22 protein-coding genes and 2 pseudogenes are annotated in these 19,288 nt (G+C 43.2%); all 24 read right to left on the bottom strand.

Going from position 1 to position 19,288, the window contains the following annotated elements; all coding sequences use genetic code 11:
• Positions 1 to 176 (bottom strand): annotated as a pseudogene (locus tag F3H20_RS18525) (transposase); the annotation flags it as partial.
• A 176-nt stretch (positions 177 to 352) separates the two neighbouring features.
• Complete coding sequence (locus F3H20_RS18520; protein ID WP_149736319.1) at positions 353 to 880, bottom strand: SpoIIIAH-like family protein; 528 nt, start codon at positions 878 to 880, stop codon at positions 353 to 355.
• 11 nt (positions 881 to 891) lie between these two features.
• The gene (locus tag F3H20_RS18515) at positions 892 to 1,503 is read right to left on the bottom strand and encodes a hypothetical protein (protein WP_149736318.1); all 612 of its coding nucleotides are present in this window, start codon (positions 1,501 to 1,503) and stop codon (positions 892 to 894) included.
• A gap of 18 nt (positions 1,504 to 1,521) precedes the next feature.
• Positions 1,522 to 2,145: a stage III sporulation protein AF gene (spoIIIAF, locus tag F3H20_RS18510; protein WP_223191852.1), complete on the bottom strand. Its 624-nt coding sequence runs from the start codon at positions 2,143 to 2,145 to the stop codon at positions 1,522 to 1,524.
• A gap of 36 nt (positions 2,146 to 2,181) precedes the next feature.
• Positions 2,182 to 3,345 (bottom strand): stage III sporulation protein AE, encoded by a 1,164-nt coding sequence (gene spoIIIAE / locus F3H20_RS18505; protein ID WP_223191850.1) that lies wholly within the window; start codon positions 3,343 to 3,345, stop codon positions 2,182 to 2,184.
• 66 nt (positions 3,346 to 3,411) lie between these two features.
• On the bottom strand, positions 3,412 to 3,798 hold the full coding sequence (gene spoIIIAD / locus F3H20_RS18500; protein WP_149736316.1) for a stage III sporulation protein AD: 387 nt from the start codon (positions 3,796 to 3,798) through the stop codon (positions 3,412 to 3,414).
• A gap of 270 nt (positions 3,799 to 4,068) precedes the next feature.
• A complete protein-coding gene (gene spoIIIAC, locus F3H20_RS18495; RefSeq protein WP_091743370.1) occupies positions 4,069 to 4,266 on the bottom strand; it encodes a stage III sporulation protein AC in 198 nt (65 codons plus the stop codon).
• A gap of 15 nt (positions 4,267 to 4,281) precedes the next feature.
• Complete coding sequence (locus F3H20_RS18490; protein WP_149736315.1) at positions 4,282 to 4,803, bottom strand: stage III sporulation protein AB; 522 nt, start codon at positions 4,801 to 4,803, stop codon at positions 4,282 to 4,284.
• On the bottom strand, positions 4,781 to 5,773 hold the full coding sequence (gene spoIIIAA, locus F3H20_RS18485; RefSeq protein ID WP_149736314.1) for a stage III sporulation protein AA: 993 nt from the start codon (positions 5,771 to 5,773) through the stop codon (positions 4,781 to 4,783). Before spoIIIAA ends, F3H20_RS18490 begins: the two co-directional genes overlap by 23 nt.
• A 149-nt stretch (positions 5,774 to 5,922) precedes the next feature.
• Positions 5,923 to 6,360 carry a CD1247 N-terminal domain-containing protein gene (locus F3H20_RS18480; protein ID WP_149736313.1) on the bottom strand — a complete coding sequence of 146 codons (438 nt, stop codon included), beginning with the start codon at positions 6,358 to 6,360 and terminating at the stop codon, positions 5,923 to 5,925.
• A 359-nt stretch (positions 6,361 to 6,719) separates the two neighbouring features.
• Positions 6,720 to 7,277: an elongation factor P gene (efp, locus tag F3H20_RS18475; protein ID WP_149736312.1), complete on the bottom strand. Its 558-nt coding sequence runs from the start codon at positions 7,275 to 7,277 to the stop codon at positions 6,720 to 6,722.
• Between the two features lie 28 nt (positions 7,278 to 7,305).
• The gene (locus tag F3H20_RS18470; protein ID WP_149736311.1) at positions 7,306 to 8,388 is read right to left on the bottom strand and encodes a M24 family metallopeptidase; all 1,083 of its coding nucleotides are present in this window, start codon (positions 8,386 to 8,388) and stop codon (positions 7,306 to 7,308) included.
• Positions 8,389 to 8,844, bottom strand: coding sequence for a type II 3-dehydroquinate dehydratase (gene aroQ, locus F3H20_RS18465; RefSeq protein ID WP_149736310.1), 456 nt, complete (start codon positions 8,842 to 8,844; stop codon positions 8,389 to 8,391).
• Between the two features lie 101 nt (positions 8,845 to 8,945).
• Positions 8,946 to 10,622, bottom strand: a complete 1,677-nt coding sequence (locus F3H20_RS18460) for a peptidoglycan D,D-transpeptidase FtsI family protein (protein ID WP_149736309.1) — start codon at positions 10,620 to 10,622, stop codon at positions 8,946 to 8,948.
• Positions 10,623 to 10,675: 53 nt separating this feature from the next.
• Positions 10,676 to 10,882 (bottom strand): DUF4911 domain-containing protein, encoded by a 207-nt coding sequence (locus F3H20_RS18455; RefSeq protein WP_149736308.1) that lies wholly within the window; start codon positions 10,880 to 10,882, stop codon positions 10,676 to 10,678.
• A complete protein-coding gene (locus F3H20_RS18450) occupies positions 10,879 to 12,105 on the bottom strand; it encodes a peptidase U32 family protein (protein WP_149736307.1) in 1,227 nt (408 codons plus the stop codon). Before F3H20_RS18450 ends, F3H20_RS18455 begins: the two co-directional genes overlap by 4 nt.
• Positions 12,102 to 12,725: an O-methyltransferase gene (locus tag F3H20_RS18445; RefSeq protein WP_149736306.1), complete on the bottom strand. Its 624-nt coding sequence runs from the start codon at positions 12,723 to 12,725 to the stop codon at positions 12,102 to 12,104. Before F3H20_RS18445 ends, F3H20_RS18450 begins: the two co-directional genes overlap by 4 nt.
• 1 nt (position 12,726) lies before the next feature.
• Positions 12,727 to 13,740 carry an endolytic transglycosylase MltG gene (gene mltG, locus F3H20_RS18440; RefSeq protein WP_223191849.1) on the bottom strand — a complete coding sequence of 338 codons (1,014 nt, stop codon included), beginning with the start codon at positions 13,738 to 13,740 and terminating at the stop codon, positions 12,727 to 12,729.
• Positions 13,741 to 13,961: 221 nt separating this feature from the next.
• Complete coding sequence (locus F3H20_RS18435; protein ID WP_149736305.1) at positions 13,962 to 14,303, bottom strand: DUF1292 domain-containing protein; 342 nt, start codon at positions 14,301 to 14,303, stop codon at positions 13,962 to 13,964.
• Between the two features lie 67 nt (positions 14,304 to 14,370).
• A complete protein-coding gene (ruvX, locus tag F3H20_RS18430) occupies positions 14,371 to 14,790 on the bottom strand; it encodes a Holliday junction resolvase RuvX (protein ID WP_149736304.1) in 420 nt (139 codons plus the stop codon).
• Between the two features lie 36 nt (positions 14,791 to 14,826).
• Positions 14,827 to 15,084: an IreB family regulatory phosphoprotein gene (locus F3H20_RS18425; RefSeq protein ID WP_149736303.1), complete on the bottom strand. Its 258-nt coding sequence runs from the start codon at positions 15,082 to 15,084 to the stop codon at positions 14,827 to 14,829.
• A 149-nt stretch (positions 15,085 to 15,233) separates the two neighbouring features.
• Positions 15,234 to 17,852 carry an alanine--tRNA ligase gene (gene alaS, locus F3H20_RS18420; protein ID WP_149736302.1) on the bottom strand — a complete coding sequence of 873 codons (2,619 nt, stop codon included), beginning with the start codon at positions 17,850 to 17,852 and terminating at the stop codon, positions 15,234 to 15,236.
• A 95-nt stretch (positions 17,853 to 17,947) separates the two neighbouring features.
• Entirely contained in the window at positions 17,948 to 18,973 is a 1,026-nt protein-coding gene (locus tag F3H20_RS18415; protein ID WP_149736301.1) for an AI-2E family transporter, read from the bottom strand.
• A gap of 167 nt (positions 18,974 to 19,140) precedes the next feature.
• Positions 19,141 to 19,288 (bottom strand): annotated as a pseudogene (locus F3H20_RS18410) (IS200/IS605 family transposase); the annotation flags it as partial.

The raw sequence follows: 19,288 nt of genomic DNA, 5'->3' as shown, positions 1-19,288 counted from the left end.
ATCCGGGCAAGCGTTAGCTTCTAAAATTTCCACACCTTTGTACTCACACAGCTTCCTTAGGATCACTCCTATATCCGCTTTTATTTTTCCATATATCACCTGTCTACGATATTTTGGTGCAAATACTGATATTTGCACCGCCATTTACTATGTGCTAAACTCTTAGTATCATCCATTGGATGCGCCTCCTTTGTTTAGAGTTATGCGGTCGGCAAATCTGCATTTATTCTAACAAAAGAGGCTGTTTTTTTCGACGTATAGCTATAAGCTTTTTGGAACCACATGCATAGCATGTGGTATTCGCTTACGCAATAAAGACACACCATACTTAAAGTATGGTGTGCCGCTATAGTTAGGGTTTTGCACTAATGGTGATATTTTCCGGCTTGGCCCCAGATACACGACTTACAATATCGGCAATCTGCACAACCTCATCCCGTGAAAGAGAAGCGGCTTTAATGACGACACTGACCGAATTGTCCCAAATAAAAACCAAAGCATCGCTGAACCCCCGCGCTTTAATTAGGCTCTCAATTTCCGATTCATGTTGTTTTTCCATAATGATTTTTAAAACTGCTTCCTGCGCTCGCTGCATGGCCTCGTCGTTTTTAGCACTTTTTATACTGGTTTGCAATAATTCGGATCGCTCACTACGAATCCGGTCCCGTTCAATCCTATATTCAGTAAAAAAGTCCTGAGAAAGCACCGGCGCCGTTTTATCTACGGCTACTGTCGTATTTACCTGCATGGAATTGGAACGGTCCGCTTTACTTTGATAATCATTTCGATGCAATAATTCGGCACAGGCTAATAATAGAATGAGAATAAAAACTCCGCACACAACAAGAGCTATTTTATAGCGTTTGATGGATAAAATCATGTTACCCCTCCTCATCTTTTTTGAGGCAAAACAGTTATTTTATACGGAGGTATTCCCAACCCACCTTCAATTGCCTTGATCAAATTCGCCTTTACCGTTGAATCATAAGCCCCGTCAGCCACGACAAGAACACCTTTAATCTCCGGTTTTATTTCCCGTACCACAACAGGTTTATCCGCCCCCGCCTCGCGGGTAATCAAAACTTGTTCCGTTTCCTTTACCTCTGTGGTTGTACGAACACCACCGGTAGTATCCTTTTCAGACACGGTCTTTGTCTCTTTGGTTACATTCTTGGCGTGCTCCTGTGTATTGCCGGCTTCCAATGTTACACTAACTGTAACAGCGCCGGCACCATTCACTTTAGATAAGAGATTAGCCAGCTTTTCTTCCAGCATCTCCTCATAACTTCCGGCTTGTACTGACACAGGCATGCGGTTTCCTATTTCTGCCGGTTCCTTGGTACGCGGAATCACCGTTTCAGCTTCAAAAAAGTGGCTGACCAATAGCAAAGCAACACCTAAGATACCTAACCAGATTAACCTTGTCGTAATAACGCCTTGTCTGACTAATTGAAATGGCCATAGTGCCCTTCCTTTGTTTACAATTTCCTCTAAACTGCGCATACACTGCAACCCTCCTTTTTAAAAAAGCTTATAAATTTCAACCTGCTCCGGGGAAAGTAAATATAACTCCGTAACAGTCTTTATTATCCTATTTTTCAGTTCTGCTCTTATTTCTTCCTGACTATTCTGTCGCTGAGCAGGTTCCCCGTCCGAAACAGAAATGGGTTGAATCTTTTCTACTGTATCGGATTTACCGGAATAATTGCCTGGTTTCAGGTAAATTTTAATTTTACTGATGCCGCCTTTGTGCTTGCTATTCTTTTCATCAGCAAGTTCTACCGCTACTTTGGCCTCTTGTACGCCTTGAATAGCCAATACAAGAGTCCTTATTTGTTTACTTAAATCTTTTGTATATATTTCTTTGGCTAACACTTCCCGTTCAACCACCGTATTATTAATCGTTGTTGTTACATCTCCCGATTGCCGACCTTCTGTCATCGTGCTACTAGCCAGCGCAGCTTCCGTTTCCCACTTATTCTGAAAAAAACCAACGAGTGGATTAAGTATGGCCAGCATAATAAATAAGCCGACAATTACTTTGATAAATCTTTGCATGCTGTTATTAGGCAGCAATAAGTCAAGAAAGCAGGCAAACACAACAACTAAAACAATATTCTTTACCCACAGGGTTATCGCTTCCATTGTTTTCAACACTCATTTCCCTTATTTTAAATCATCTCAGCGTAACATAACTGTCGCGTTGCCCACGCCAATAATCATCGTTATACCTAAAAAAAACATCAGCGCCGCCGTTAGCACCGCACCAAAAATCAAAAGAAGATTGTTTCCCATCATATCCAGACATTTTGCCATCCGGTCATCACCCATCGGCTGTATAAGTGCACCAGTCAGCTTAATTACCACAATTAAGGACAGTATCTTAAGCAGAGGCCAGACACATATCATTAAGACCGCCAAGACCCCAAGAATTCCCACTGTGTTTTTTAATAATAAAGATGCTCCCATAACCAGTTCGACCGTGTCAGAAAACATTTTTCCCACTACCGGGATAAACGTGGCAGTAGCATATTTGGCCGTTCGCAAGGCAATTCCATCCGACACACCGCCCGAGACCCCTTGAATCGTAACAACCCCAATAAAGACTACCAGCGCCAAGCTTAATACAACCATTCCACCTTGTTTAAAAACACTGGCCAAATTGTCTAGCCTGTAGGTAGTAGAAAGATAGTTAACACATTCCAACACTGTCGTAAGAAATAAAAGCGGTAATACCACATCCTTAACAAGCAGACTTACCATACTTGTTAAAAATAACATGACCGGACTAAACAACGCAGCCGAAGTGACAGCACCGACACCGGCCAGTAAAGAAATAAGTACTGGTAATAAGGCTTGCATAAAATCAACCATTTGCGCCACAGTCTGGCGGGCTAACTCCAGTACATTATAAATGGAAGTAAGTGCGATAACGGACAAAAAACTAAAGCAAATGCTATAGGTTAATAAAGAAACATTACTGCGTTCAAAAGAATTTTGTAAGTTTTGCAGTATAGCGCATAAAACTGCTAAAAATAATAGTTTCCCACTCAAATGTATGTTAGCAGCTATTTCTTGAAAAAATCTGGCCATAAGGCTTTTCCACCACTGTTGCCAATTTATCCGAATACCTTTGGCAGCCATTTCTTGAATAGTCAAATTTTCCACACCGGGAACATTCTCATGCAGCTCGGCTTTTATCTTATCAACAACCTGGTTAATATCCTCAAGCGACATTTTTTCCAGCACTTGCTGCGTAACGTCCGTCTGGTCTGCCGGTGCTCCCCAAACGGTGGAACTTAAGAGCATTAACCACAATAATACCATGACCGCTTTTCTCATCATATTCCACCTTACTGTGTGCTCCGCTAACTTTGAAAATGCAAATGTAGTTTTAGAGTTGGTGAAGCACTATGGTATTAAACGTATGACAGTATCTAGAACCAGAACGATAATAGGGATTGCCATGACCATAACCATGACTTTGCCAGCCAGCTCAATTTTACTTGCCACAGCTCCTTCACCGGCATCTTTACACACCTGTGCACCAAATTCCGCAATGTAAGCAATACCGATAATCTTTAAAATAGTATTTAGGTACATCTGGCTAATATTTGCCTTTTCAGCTAGATCTCTGAAGAGATTAAGTACGGCACCGATTTTGGTAAGTACCAATAAAAAAATGATAGCTGCCAAAGCTAAACTTAATTGCAAAGCAATTTCCGGACGTTCCCTTTTAATAATCAGACTGAGTAGCGTTACAACAAATCCCAGGCCGACGATTTGTACAATATCCACGACCGTACACCCCTTATGCTTGTATGGCGGACAAAACCCGCTAGTACCTTATCAAGCTTAAAACGGTATTCACTGGATCAAGGCTGACAAAGTACTAGCTCGGCCTAGGGAACCACTGATTTATTCACACAGCGCATCCTGGCGGATCTTTTTCCGTCTGGCTGCCTCAGCAAAACCTTGAAATAGGAACCGCTATTCCTGCGCTTTTGCTTCCTTACCAGCCGAAAAAATCTCTCGCCAGGCCGGCTGGCTCATTAAATCAGCGGTTCCCTAGAACAATTTAAATACTTCCTGTACCGTTGTAAATAAGCGGCCTAATAACTGAACTACCCAAAGCAGCACCATCGTGAAGCCGGCTAATGTACATAAATGGGCCATATCCTCTTTTCCGGCTTGTTTTAAGGCAGTGTGAAACACGGAAACTAAAATTCCGACTCCGGCAATTTTAAACAATACGTCCAATCCCACCTGTCCTACTCCTCTCTATAATAAGACTATAACTACCGTCAGACTGCCGCAAATCCCCAGATAACGATACATCTTTACATTTCGTTCCCGCAATTGCAGGGCTTCTTCTTCAAGCTGCAATAATTGATTTTGTACAACCTGAAGAAATTTTTCCTGTTCGGTTTGATCAACAGAACCTAAATTGGAACTGAGTAGGCGTAATGCTTCCAACTCCGGGTTCTCCAAAGCCAGCTTCCCTTCCAAGTTGTTGATTGTTTGCGTCATGGCCGCCTGAGGTGTTAACCAGCCATTTTCTTCTAAAACAAAAGACATATTCTGAAATATGTCCCTGATGACTCCCTCGGCATTTCCGGTGCACAACCGTAAAGCCTCAGGCAAAGGCAGCGCTGCGTAATTCATATAGGATTTTAATGAAGCCAGACAGTTGATTATTTGACGAATCTGCCTGGGACGATCACTGAAACGTTGTGCAGCTTTCCAACCGATAGAAGTTCCGGCCAATATAATCAGCAGACTACCTGCCAGCTTTAACCACATAAGCGCCCCTCTTTTCCCAAGAATATAAAACTGTGTCATCCTTTACCGCTATAACTTTTTTTAGCGTACCCATTTGTGGTTTGTTATCAAGAATGATGTAGCGATCGAAGAATCTTTCGCGAATTAGCTCTCCGATATAAGGACGGTGGGATACCTCGGTTTCATCACGACCATGCACTGTAGTGATAACCGCAATTCCTGCATGCAGCGCCTCCCTAACAGCACAGGCATCTTCTTCCCGCCCCAATTCATCAGTTACAATAACTGTGGGAGACATGGAACGAATCAACATAAGCATTCCAATCGCTTTAGGACACCCATCCAAAATATCTGAGCGGCAGCCGATGTTCATGGTAGGAACGCCCTGCTGGCAAGCGGCAATTTCTGAGCGTTCGTCAACAATACCAACTTGTACCCCTTTACAAGGCATTAAATAAACACCGTCACTAATCTGCCGGACAATATCCCGCAATATGGTTGTCTTTCCGCAACGAGGCGGAGAAATAATAAGACTGCTCATTAAACATTCACCATCAATAAGATAAGGAAGAATAACGTCTGCACAGCCGGCCACTTCTCTTGCAATCCGGATATTGACAGAGCTAATATATTTCAATGCTTTAAGACGTCCATTTTCCATAATCGCCTGACCAGCCACCCCAATCCGATGTCCTCCGGCTATGGTAAAATAACCTGAACGCAGCTCCTGTTCATAGGCATAGAGCGAATTCTTACTGATTAGTTGAACTAGTTGCATTAAATCCTCCGGCACGCAATAATAGGCAAGCCGGCAGTTCTCGACAATTTCACCATTTAAACCAATAAGGATATCTTGGTTACCTAAAACCGCCACTAATGGTCGCTGGGCCCTGATTCGAATTTCTGTTATCTGCTGCACTATGGCCGGCGAAATTTTCTTAAACAACTCGGCCAGTCTGGGCGGGAGGATGGGATAAATGGAAGTAAGCATATCTATGTCACTCCGTCCTTTCTTTACATAGATATGAACAAAAAAAAACTTTATGCTATAAAAAAGAAAAATCCCGCTATGCGGGATTGAAGATCATGACATATTATTTTTTATATTCTTCAAATACAGCTTATGTTTATAGAAAATTTTTATAAACCGGGATGTATTGTCTGACGCATGTCGCCAACAGAAGTTACCGAACCAATATGAACGGGATTTGTTTCATCAAAATCATAGCTATTATATACGACGTCACCACAATAGGGGCAGGTAACTTCCACTTCACCGGGTTCTTCTAAAATATCTGATTCAAAACTTACCCGCTCATGGCAATGAGGGCAATCAACTTCCACATAGTTTTTATCATCATCATAAATTTCTTCCAGTTCGGTCAAATCCTCGTCAATGGTCTCCACATATTCTTCAAGATCATTATGGGCCATGGCTATGTCGTCAAACTCATCGGCAACCTCGTCTAGCACTTCTATAATGTTTAGAATCAGTTTGCCCTCGGCTGAATGTTCATTAATACTGAGACCTTGGGTAAGTCCTTGCAAATAGGCGACTCTTTCTTTTAAATTTCCCATGATTACCCCCCTTTTTTTTACTAGCCCGTGAACCGCGGCTTTAATGAACGCACCAGTACAATCTTACTACGGCCCTAGTGCCTCCTTCGTCGAGCATTTGAAATGTATCGCCGGCCTTTTGCCCGTCAGCCTTGGTTGTCATCGGCTGACATTATCATCCGATGTACGCGACTCATCCGCCTTACCTGACACCAACTATTCCCGGCGCTACTTTCCATAATTCAACTGACTGAAGCACTAGCTGTGAAATCAGTGATTTCTTACTTTTATGCCTGAAAATAGTGTGTCCAATATAGCAAAAAAAATGAATGTACCTAAAATAAAAATCCGTTGCCTGCTGGCAACGGATTCTGAAATCATTATGCTCTCTCAATATATTCGCCGGTTCGCGTATCAATCCGCAGTACTTCCCCTACGTTAATAAACAATGGAACCTTAACAACACAGCCTGTTTCCATCGTAGCTGGCTTCGTACCACCGGTAGCGGTATCGCCACGGATACCAGGATCTGTTTCAACAACCGTTAACTCTACAGAAGTCGGTAAGTCAACGCCAATGACAATTCCCTGGAAAAACATAACTCCAATATTCATATTTTCCTTTAAGTATTTGGTTGCATCACCTAATTGTTCGGCTGGTAAAGCAATTTGCTCAAAGGTCTCATTATCCATCAGATTATAAGAGCCATCGCTTTCGTAGAGGTATTGCATATCGCGTCGATCAATATGAGCCTTCGGCAGTTTTTCACTGGGATTAAAAGTTCTTTCCACCACTGCGCCTGTCTTGACATTTTTCAGTTTTGCCCGAACGAACGCAGCTCCTTTTCCCGGCTTAACATGCTGAAAATCCACAACCTGCCAAACTGAATTGTCAATCTCGATCGTTACCCCTGTACGAAAATCACTCGATGAAATCATTCCACATAACCTCCAACAATACTGTATATTACTCTAATTCTATTAATAGTTTGCTACTGGCAGTTAATACTTTGCTGCCTTCAGCACTTACCAGCACCGTATCTTCAATGCGAAGTCCACCCCAATCAGGCAGATAAACGCCCGGTTCAACCGTTACAACCATACCCGAAACAAGCTCCATTGTTTCATTAGACGGTGAAAGTCTAGGTTCTTCATGAATGGCAAGGCCTACGCCATGTCCCAAGCCATGTCCGAAAAACTCACCATAGCCAGCCTGTTCAATGATGCCTCTGGCTGCATAATCAACTTCACTGCAGACTTTGCCGGGAGAAACAGCCTGCACCCCCGCCAACTGAGCCTTTAATACAAGATTATATAACTCTTGCTGCTTGGTATTTGCCTTTCCCAAAACAACCGTTCTGGTTATATCTGAACTATAGCCCTGATAAACCGCACCAAAATCCATGGTAACAAATTCACCATAGGTAAGCATTTTATTTGGCAAAGGCATGGCGTGAGGTAAAGAGCCGCGAATTCCTGATGCGACAATCGTATCGAAAGCCGGTTTTTCTGCTCCTAATTGACGCATTTTATGCTCAATTTCCAGTGCAACTTCATATTCGGTAATCCCCGGTTTTAAAAAGGACAAAATATGAGTAAAGGCGGCATCGGCAATATCGACTGCCTTTTGAATCAAACGAATTTCCGCCTCATCCTTAACCATGCGCAAATGATCAAGCTCTATGGGCTCCAATGTACAGTGAGGCAAATTCTTCTTGAGTGTGGTATACGCTTGAAATGTTACAAAATCACTTTCAAATCCGATCTTCCGGAGCTGCTCTTCTTCAACTGTCTTAGCTAACATTACCTGCAGATTAGTCTCCTGCGTTGCTCCATGGCGAATGACTTCATAGTCGACAGCTTGTTTCGTCGCTTGCTCTGTATAGCGAAAGTCTGTAAACAATTTCGCCGAGTTCTGAGAAATAAGTACCAACCCTGCTGAACCCGTGAAACCGCTAACATATCGCCGATTCTCCGGTTTGGTTATGAGTATCCCATCCAACCCACTTTGACTTAGAGTCTTTCTAATCTGTTCCAGCCTGTACCCCATTTATTTTCCTCCATGGATCATTCTGGCGGCGCCTTCTAATGCTAGAAGATAGCTATCGGCTCCGAACCCGCTGATTTGACCATAAGTTACCGCAGAAATGACAGAATGATGCCGGAATTCTTCCCGTTTGTAAATATTGGATAAATGAATCTCAATAACCGGAACGGTCACGGCAGCAATGGCATCGCGGATAGCAATACTATAATGGGTATACGCGGCGGCATTCAAGATAATACAGAAATAGTGACCGACAGCTTGTTGAATCCTATCTACCAGCACGCCTTCATGGTTAGTTTGTTCAAAATCGACAGTGAGTCCCAGGCTAGCCGCCTTTTCTGCAACTAACCGGTTAATATCCGCTAATGTCAACTTGCCGTAAACTTCAGGCTCCCGTTTTCCCAATAAATTCAAATTAGGACCATTGAGCACCAGTACACAAGACTCTTTTTCAGCCACATTATCACACCCTGAGATTATTAACTTTATTATTTTACCATGATTTTGTTTATTTGCCTATATAGCAAAGAATTTTTTGAATAAAAAATCAACAGATCTGTCTATTTGTCATCACTCAACGTATTTGCGACTACTTCGGTAAAGATTTCGCGAAAAATAGGGGCCGCCACATCGCCACCGGAGTGCCCTTCTTCCACAAAGACAACTGCCGCGTACTGTGGTTTTTCCAAGGGTGCATACCCGGCAAACCATGCGTGATTCACACTCTTTCCCTGCTGCATACGGCCAGTCTCCGCCGAACCGGTTTTACCCGCCGAACCCACTCCCGGTACATAAGCCTCTTCACCTGTACCGTACCGGGTAACGGCAGCCATCATCTTCTTCATATCTTCGGCAGTTTGATGAGAAAAAACGCGGACACCTGGCGTAGGTGAAAAACTCTTAATGCTCCGTCCTCTGGAATCGACCAATCTACTGACTAAATAGGGCTCAACCTTGACCCCGTCATTAAGAATGGTCGAGACTAAACAGGCAAATTGTAGGGGAGTGGCCTCAAAAGTTCCCTGCCCGATCGCTAGATTGGCCAATTCTCCCGGATAGATAGGCTGACTACTATCGGGTAAATTTCCATCAGCCTCACCATAAAAAGCAAGCTGCGTATGTTTGCCAAAGCCTAATTGCCTGGCAAAAGAAATTAATTTATCCGAGCCTAATTTCAGCCCCACAGTGATAAAGGTAGGATTGCTGGAGTACGCCATGGCATCGGTAAAAGTTATCTTACCGCGTCCTCCCTGTTCATAATCCCAGCCATAGAATCGCCGGTTACTTACATCAACATATCCCGGATCAAAAAAAGTATCGTCCGGACGGACTACTTTGTTTTCCAAGGCTGCTGCCGCTACGACTAATTTAAAAATCGACCCCGGTTGGTAGGCAGATAGAGCTCTGTTTAAAAAGGGAGCTGTTTTCATGGTCAAATAATTTTCAATCTGTGTGGGATCGAATTTCGGTCTTGAAGCTATAGCCAATATCTCACCGGTAGAAGGCTTCATAATGACAACAGCCCCCTTTATTTCATGCTTATCCATAATATTTTCAACAATCTTTTGTATTCTGCTGTCAATAGTTAATATAATATTACCAGGCCCCAGGTTATTGCCCAGTTTCAGTCGGGTATAGCCTAACCCGGGAATAATTTGTTGTCCGGCATCCACTAAGGCTGCCACATGTTCAGTCTGCTCTCCTCTCAAAATGTCGTCGTACATACGCTCAATTCCACTTACGCCTTGATTGTCGGCTACGTTTATATATCCGGTTGTATGCACTGCCAGAGAATTATAGCTGTATCTGCTTTTTTCGGCCACAGCCAGCACACCGGGAATCTGCAGCTGATTTACAGCCTCCGCCACCTTCTCCGTTATATTGGCCTGAAGTTTAAACGGTCTCTGCGCCTGCCGTATTTTTTTTATCATTTCATTCTTATCAATACCGCTAAAAGCAACCAATTGACTTGCCGCTTCATAAGGGTCCACCACCTGGGCAGGAAAAATGATGATGCAAAATGTCTGTACAGTATTAGTAAGTAAAGCGCCGTTACGGTCAAATATATCACCCCGTTCCGGCCCCAGAGAGACCTCTGCGACCCGTCCGCTTAACCCCTCAATTGCCAGTTTTGGGCTTTCCAGGACTTGCAGGTATACCAAACGGGCAATCAACAGAGTCCCGATAAAAAGAATAGCCCATGCTATTTTATGAATACGACTAACATAAAGTGCCATACTACTCCTCCTGGTGGTAGTATGGCACTCTAATCATAGTTTTAAGCAGCAGCTCAGACAAATTCTAGCCTTATGGGCAGTTTTTTCAATATTTCCTCAACCTCATGGTAAGTATCAGAGGTAACCCGGACCATCAGTTTCCCCTCTGCCGGGCTAACCGTTGTTACCACACCCAAGTACTCATAGCCTTCCATGATACGATTAACATAATTTATATTGCAGGGCTCTACTTTTATCAAAATGACTTCTTTTTCCTTCATGCTTCACCTATCCTGCGCCGCAACATACCATACGGCAAAACCGGCTCGCGGACCGGAATGGTAATAATTTGTTGGGGATGAGGCGCAGCCATAATTTCATTGCCTTCTGCGTCACACATGCGTTCAATTCTTTGCGTAAAATTACGCTGTCCGGGCTGGGCAATTTCGATTTCATCGCCTACCTTCATGTGGTTACGCTGTTCAATGACAGCCATCCGCCGTTCAGGCTGATACTCTTTAATTAGCCCGATAAAATCATGAGTCTGGGTATAAGAAGAAGACCCGTAGATTTGATCGTCAGAAGTAGTTTTATTAAAGTAAAAGCCAGTAGTATACTCCCGGTGCGATACTTTGTTCAATTCCTCCAACCATTCCGGCTGCATGACAAAATGATCGGGATCAGCTGCAAAACAGTCTAACGCTTCCCGATAGACCTTCGCTACGGTAGCAACGTAGTGAACACTTTTCATGCGGCCTTCTATTTTTAAGCTATCCACTCCGGCCTCCACCAATTCAGGAATATGTGGAACGAGGCATAAATCCTTGGAATTAAAAATATAGGTTCCCCGTTCATCTTCTTCCACTGGAAAATATTGCCCCGGACGCTTTTCTTCCATCAGGGCATATTTCCAGCGGCAAGGTTGGGAACACGCACCGCGGTTGGCATCACGTTCTGTAAAATAGTTACTTAATAAACAACGTCCGGAATAAGAAATGCACATAGCACCATGCACAAACGCCTCCAGTTCAACCTGGGTCCGGGAACGAATCAGCGCAATTTCGCCAAAAGACAGTTCCCGTGCCAGTACGACCCGGCTGGCTCCCAGCTCCTGCCAGGCCAGTACGGATGACCAATTCACATTGTTGGCTTGTGTACTGACATGCAGTTCTATGTCCGGCGCGATATTTCGGAACAAGCGAAAAACGCCCAAATCAGATACAATTGCCGCATCAGCCGAGATCTCTGCCAGATATTTTATATAATCAGGTAAATCGACTAAATCATCATTATGGGGAAAAATATTAACCGTTACATAAGCTTTCTTATTTAAACTATGGGCAAATCTGACTCCCTCTTGTAATTCATTATCATCAAAATTGCCGCCAAACGCTCTAAGTCCAAAGGCCTTCCCACCCATATAAACTGCATCAGCACCATAGAGCAGCGCCATTTTCAACTTTTCTAGATTTCCTGCCGGAGCTAACAGCTCTGGTGTTTTCAATATGATTCGCCCCTTTGATAATAAGAAATTGCCAGTCCATCGCCTTCTGCATGAATTGTTGTAGAAAAATGGGGATTGCCGGTAATAAATTGCAAATACTCCCTTAGCCGTTTGACAATGGTTTTGTAGCGCCGAGGCGGTTGCTCCTCTGATAAGACCAAACCTCTAAACAGAACGTTATCGGAAACAATCGTTGCTGCCGGAGCAAGTTTGTCGGTGATCTTTAAAAGATAATCCAAATACTGCCCCTTGGCAGCATCAATAAAAACAAAATCAAATTTTCCGGTAAGGTTAGGCAATATTTGTGCCGCATCCCCCTCAAGAAACTGAACACGGTCCAACAAGCCGACCCGCTCAAAATAATGCCTCGCCACAAACAGTCTGCCCGGATCTATTTCAATAGAGACAATTGAAATATTTGGCGCTGCCTGACTTGCCATAAGCAAAGTTGAATAACCGATAGCCGACCCGATTTCCAAAATAGAATACGGCTCACGGTTGGCAACTGTCCGGGATAAAAGTTCGCCGCCAGCTGGGGAAATAATTGGTATTTTTCGTTCCGTTGCATATGCCCGCATTTCCTGCAGTAGTTCCAAAACTTTATCGTCAATGCTATTCATGCTAATTGCGTACCTTTTCAATTTCTGCCAAGTGTTCCTCATAGGTCCGGCTGAAATGATGCGCCCCCTGCTTGTCGGCCACAAAATACAAGTAATCTGTCACGGTCGGATGCAGCACCGCACGAATCGAGGCAATACCCGGATTAGCAATCGGACCCGGTGGCAGTCCCCTATGCAAATAGGTATTAAATGGCGAAGCTATTTCCGTATCCTCTACGGATAGTTCTTCTTTAGGATACCCCAAAATATACTGAATGGTAGCACAAGACTGCAAAGGCATATCCTGTTTCAATCTGTTTAGAAAAACACCGGCAATAACCGGACGGTCCGCTTCCACTTGGGCTTCTTTTTCCACTAATGATGCTAAAATAATAACCTCACGAGTTGATAACCCCATTGCTGTTGCTTGTGCTCGCATCTCGGGTGTAAACTTTTCATCAAATTGCCTGGTTAACATGGCAATTAACTCTTCTTCCGTTATTCCTTTGGAAAGCTTATACGTATCAGGAAATAAAAATCCCTCGACAGCATACACGACGGAAGAGGACGTACCATTCATATAATCATAATCAGATGGAACCTTTCTTGCCAGTTCCTTAAATTTTGCGCCACTGCCGATGTGCTTATTTTCTATTAGCTTAGCAATCTGATTGACCGTATATCCTTCGGGAATTGTCAATTGCAGATAATTGGTCTCACCTTTAGCCATCATATCAACAATGCGGGTTACAGTTGCGCCGCGCTGAATGGCATATTCACCGGCTTGCAAAGAGCTGCCCAATCCCTTCCATTTTGCTACTAGCTGAAACATCCCCGGACTGCTAATTAACCCCCGGTTATAAAGCATCCGGGCAATTTGGTCGGATGTCATCCCCTGTTTAACCTCAATGATGACATTTTCACCACTCGTAGCAGGTACCGGTATAGTAAAACCGTAGAAAAAAACGCAAAAAGAAAATATGGCCAGAATCATCCAGGTAGACCATCGGGTTGTAAACCAAGTATATTGCTGCATTTTTTTATCACCTGCCTAGCTATCCCTATTGGTCTGCCTACTCTAAAATCATAATGACTTCACGGGCCTTTCCCGCAATGCTTCGTTGGTCGGCTACATAGGTCCGCTGTGTGCGCCGCCTGGCCTTGCGAAAAAATTCCCGCCAATTCTTTTACGCTTTCAAAATAAACAAACCACTTACTGTTTATCTATTATACACAAAAAGACAAAAAAAATGAAGCCTATTCAGCTTCATAATCCTCATCTTCCATAAGCTCTTCATAGGCCTTGCGGACTTCTTCAAACTCTTCATCGGTCGGGTCAACATATACTTCCTCGCCATTCTCGTCAACGTCAATGCGAGCGATAAATACATCAATTTCCTCATCATCATGATTTTGACAATCGCAAGACTCATCTTCACAATCATCAATATCAATCGGAATTAAAATCGCATAACGTTTTTCACCAACAGGAATAATCATATCTTCCCGATAATAATATTCATTACCTTCTTCGTCAGTCATAACCACAACGGAATCTTCATCAAACTCATCAAAATCATCATTTTCAAAATCAGCCATTCATTTCACCTCTTTTAAATTAGTATCTTGTAAATTCTATACTAGAAAACTTACCCTGTCAAGGAAATTAATGACGGGGCAAACTGTCCAGATAGCCCTGAAGGATAAAAACTGCTGCCATCTTGTCAATAACTTTACGGCGTTTTGTCCTGCTGACATCGGCGGCAATTAAAGACTTCTCAGCCGCCACTGTAGAGAGACGTTCGTCCCAGAATTTAATTGCAATGTGAGAAAAACGAGTCTTCAATTCTTCGGCAAAATGCTGCGTATATTCACCTCTGGGGCCGATACTGCCATTCATATTTTTCGGCAATCCTACAACAACTGTATTCACGTCATACTGGCAGATGATTTCTCCCAGTCGTACAAAGTCACGCTCAAGCGAAGTCCGGCGGATTACCTCCACCCCTTGTGCGGTCAGCAGCATTAAATCACTTGCCGCCACACCAATTGTTTTGTCTCCAACATCAAGTCCTAATATACGCATGCTACCCTCACATACTACATCACGATACGCTACCTTTTATTTGTCTTTAAGGTAAGCTCTCACAAATTCTTCCAATAATTCATCTCTTTCCAGTTTTCGGATAAGACCTCTCGCATTATTAAAACTGGTAATATATGTAGGATCCCCGGATAAAAGATAACCTACAATTTGGTTGACAGGGTTATATCCTTTATCTTTTAAAGCTTTATTTACCGTGGCAATAATAGCTGCAGCTGCCATGTTTTCTTCATTGTCTACACGAAACATCATCGTCTCTTGCGATACATTAGGCATTGGGCATCCTCCTCTCCTTTATTATCTCCCTGTATATACCATATATTCGGCTTAGGCTAGATTTTTCCTCCAAATTAGAGCTAGTAGTTATTAAATTTTAAGAGAGAATCTTAGAAAGTAGTAATCAGGCGGGGTTACCCGCCTGATTATTATTTTATTTGTTGACGAATTACATTCTTCATCGTTTCCAACGATTCGCCAATTTTGTCAGCTTGTTTAGCACCAGCCTGAGCCATATCAGGGCGGCCGCCACCACCACCGCCAGCTACCTTAGCCGCTTCTTTTACAATATTGCCGGCATGTACGCCTTTCGCCACCACATCTTTCGTAGCCATGACGACAAAATTAACTTTATCATGATTGACAGCCCCAATTCCAACAACACCGGATACCAAACGGTCTCGGACCATGTCGGCAATAGAACGCAAAGCATCCATATCATTTGCAGCTACCACGCCGACTGCCACCTTAATCCCCTGAATGGTTTCCACCCTACTCAGCAGTTCTTCTACATCGCCTTTTGCCAGCTTCGTTTTTATGGCAGCCAATTCCTGCTCAAGTTCTTTTATGCCGCCCTGCAAACTGTCAATCCTGTTTAATAATTCCTCCGGTCTCGTTTTTAATGCATGAGCAGCTTGCTGTAAAGTATTTTCGCGTTCCTTAATATATTCCAGTGCTCCAAAACCGGTTACAGCCTCAATCCGCCTTACTCCGGAACCGATACCGGCTTCAGCCACAATTTTAAACACACCAATTTCGCCAGTATTGGACACATGGACGCCACCGCACAGTTCTTTACTAAAATCATCAACAAGAACCACACGCACAATATCTCCGTACTTTTCACCAAACAAAGCGGTTGCTCCCAGCCTTTTTGCTTCTTCCTGAGGCATTTCCTGTTTTTGAACCTGACTGTTTTTGAGGATTTGACGATTAACGATTTTTTCAATCTCAGTCAGTTGTTCCTGTGTAACAGGTGCAAAATGGGTAAAATCAAACCGTAGCCGCTCCGGAGTCACCATTGATCCAGCCTGATTTACGTGCTCACCCAATACACTTCTCAGTGCAGCTTGCAGTAAATGAGTAGCCGTATGATTCCGTGCCGTACTGCCGCGTCTGGTTTCATCAACTTCTACAGCAACTATATCACCGGTCTTTAAAGATCCCTCAATAACCTGTCCCCAATGATAGATGGTGCCATCAGGCAGTTTCTTGGCGGTGGCAATTTGCACCTTTCCCATAGGGCCGGTTAGCACTCCGGTGTCACCGATTTGCCCACCACCCTCGGCATAGAAAGGTGTTACACTGAGAATCACACCAATTTCCTCATCATCATGAGCAGCTTCGATTAAATTACCGTCTTCCCAGAGTAATACCACCTTAGCATTAGTTGCACTGAAATCATGGGATAACTTTTCACCGGACAGTCGTGACAAATCAGGCAGGACAATTTTGTCCTCATTGTCTTGTCGGGCTGCTCTTGCCCGCTCTCGCTGAATCCCCATCGCTTGGTCAAAACCGACTTTATCCAGTTCCAAATCATGTTCCAGTAAAATTTCAAGTGTCAGTTCCCAGGGAAAACCAAAAGTATCATATAACTGGAAAGCAATCGTACCATCCAGCGTTTTATTGCCTTTTTTCACCATATCGGCAATATGACCGTTAAGCAGCTCCATACCTTGCGCCAAGGTAGTTTGGAACCGTTCTTCCTCCTGCCGGATTACTTTTTTTATATATTCCTTTTTATCCGTAATATCAGGATAAGCTTCAGCAAATATAGCAGCTACTACGTCAACAATATCAACCAAAAAGGTTTTCTCTATTCCCATTAGGCGACCATGACGCACCGCGCGGCGCAAAATACGCCTGAGCACATAGCCACGCCCCTCATTGGAAGGAAGAATCCCGTCGCCAATCATAACCGCCATACTGCGGCCATGGTCAGCGATTACTTTCAATGAAATATCTGTTTTAGCCGACTGTCCGTAAGTGACACCGGCAACTTTAGCCGTATGTTCAATAATAGGAAACAGCAAATCCGTTTCAAAATTTGATTTTTTATTTTGCAAAACAGAAGCAATTCTTTCCAAGCCGGCACCGGTATCAATATTCTTTTTGGCCAAGGGAGTATAATTGCCTGCTTCGTCACGATCGTATTGTGTAAAGACCAGATTCCAAATCTCCAGAAAACGGTCACAGTTACAACCTACACCACAGTCCTCATTGCCGCAGCCACGTGCCTCGCCCAAATCAATATAGATTTCCGAACAAGGGCCACAGGGACCTGGGCCAATTTCCCAGAAGTTATCTTCCAGTCTTATAATTCGCTCCGCCGGTAAACCGATGTCATTCTTCCAAATTTCAAAAGCTTCCTCATCTTTCGGATGGATAGTCACCCATAATTTGTCTTTGGGTAAATAAATATGCTCGGTAAGAAACTCCCAAGCCCAGGCAATTGCTTCTTTCTTAAAATAATCACCAAAAGAAAAATTACCCAGCATTTCAAAAAAAGTATGATGCCGGGCTGTACGTCCTACATTTTCTATATCACCCGTACGTACACACTTCTGACTGGTAGAAATCCGCACACGCGGCGGTTTCATTTTTCCTGTAAAAAAAGGTTTAAAGGGAGCCATACCGGCTCCTATTAAAAGTAACGTCGGATCGTCTTCAGGTATTAAGGGATAACTGGGTAAAATTAGATGATCTTTGCTTGCAAAAAATTCCAAAAACTTTTTGCGCAATTCACTACCTGTCATATAATTCAAAGTAATCAACCTCCACTGGCGTATAGGCACATTCTTTTGGAATTATACATAATTTATCTGAGGTTGTCAATAATTGGCGGTTAACCTGACGCAAATTAAAGAAACAAATTTATAAGATGTTTGCCAATTACCTTACCTATCGCAGCGATAGGAACTCCTAGCAGCATGCCGGTAATGCCGCCTAGTTCACCGCCGACGAATACAAAGAAAATAACCGATAATGGATGAAGACCCACGCTTTCTCCCAATATTTTAGGTTGAATAACCGCCCCCTCTAATTGATGAATGATAAAAAACAAAATACTTACCTGAATAGCCGCCAGCGGTGACTGCAATAGCGCCAGAACAATTCCCGGCGCAGCTCCCAGAAAGGCGCCAAAATAAGGAATTACATCCAACATACCGGCAAAAATTCCGATAATCAGTGGAAATTCAACATGTAGCAGGCTTAACCCTCCAGTAACCACGGTACCGACAATTATAGCAGTCAGGATTTGTCCACGAATAACACCGCTCAGTACTTTATCAATATCTTTGGCTACAGCAGCAAATTCCGGTCGCCAGCGTCCCGGTAAAGCACTAAGAATTTTATCTTTTATCGGATACCAGTCATATAGCATATAGAAAGCTAATATGGGACTGATTAAAATACCTAGCGAATGACTGATGAGCGTCAAGCAGGTTTGAAGGATAGCTCCTATAAAATCATTGACGCCAGTTTCTAAAGATAGTAACAAATTATCCAAAGCTTTTTTTATCGTAAGGGGAAGCAAGGAGTTATTGTACTGACTGTACATCTGCTGTTGTGCTAAATCTACTTTAATCATAATTTGAGGAAGCCGCGCGGAGAAATCATCAATATCTTTCATAAGTATAGGGAAAAAATAAATAACCCCTAAAAAAATAATTCCCAGCAGAACAGCATAAATAATGAAAATTCCCCAAATCCGTTTAATTTTCCACCTCTCAAATAGACAAACTAAGGGATTTAAGAGATAAGCGATAAAAAATCCCAGCAAGAAAGGATACAATACATTTCGTATAAGCCATAGGTAGTACAATCCGGTTAATAACAGTCCCGTCAGAATGGCTATTCTTATTCCTTGCTTGTAGCTAGGCATGCCGTACACCTCAAATAACGAATTGACTGGCAATTAGTCAGGACCACCCGTAAAACGGGTGGCTTGATTACGCCCTATAAGGGCAAGGTACTAGCTGAGTCTCAAGACTCACTGAAAAAGTCCGCCAACCGCATAACCTTTTCAGTCAGCCCCTAAAGGGGCTCTTTTTATGACTTTTTCACGGGCTCACCCGTAAACGGGTCTGTCAATTCCTTCAAACTTAGCTGGTCGACAATTATATCTTCTTGTAACTGCTCTCGGATATATTTTGCTATTGCCTCTTTGTTTCGTCCCACCGTATCCACAAAATATCCT

Source organism: Propionispora hippei DSM 15287 (assembly GCF_900141835.1).
Taxonomy (GTDB): domain Bacteria; phylum Bacillota; class Negativicutes; order Propionisporales; family Propionisporaceae; genus Propionispora; species Propionispora hippei.
Note: the sequence above shows the minus strand (reverse complement) of the source record. Positions and strands in the feature narration are given on the sequence as shown.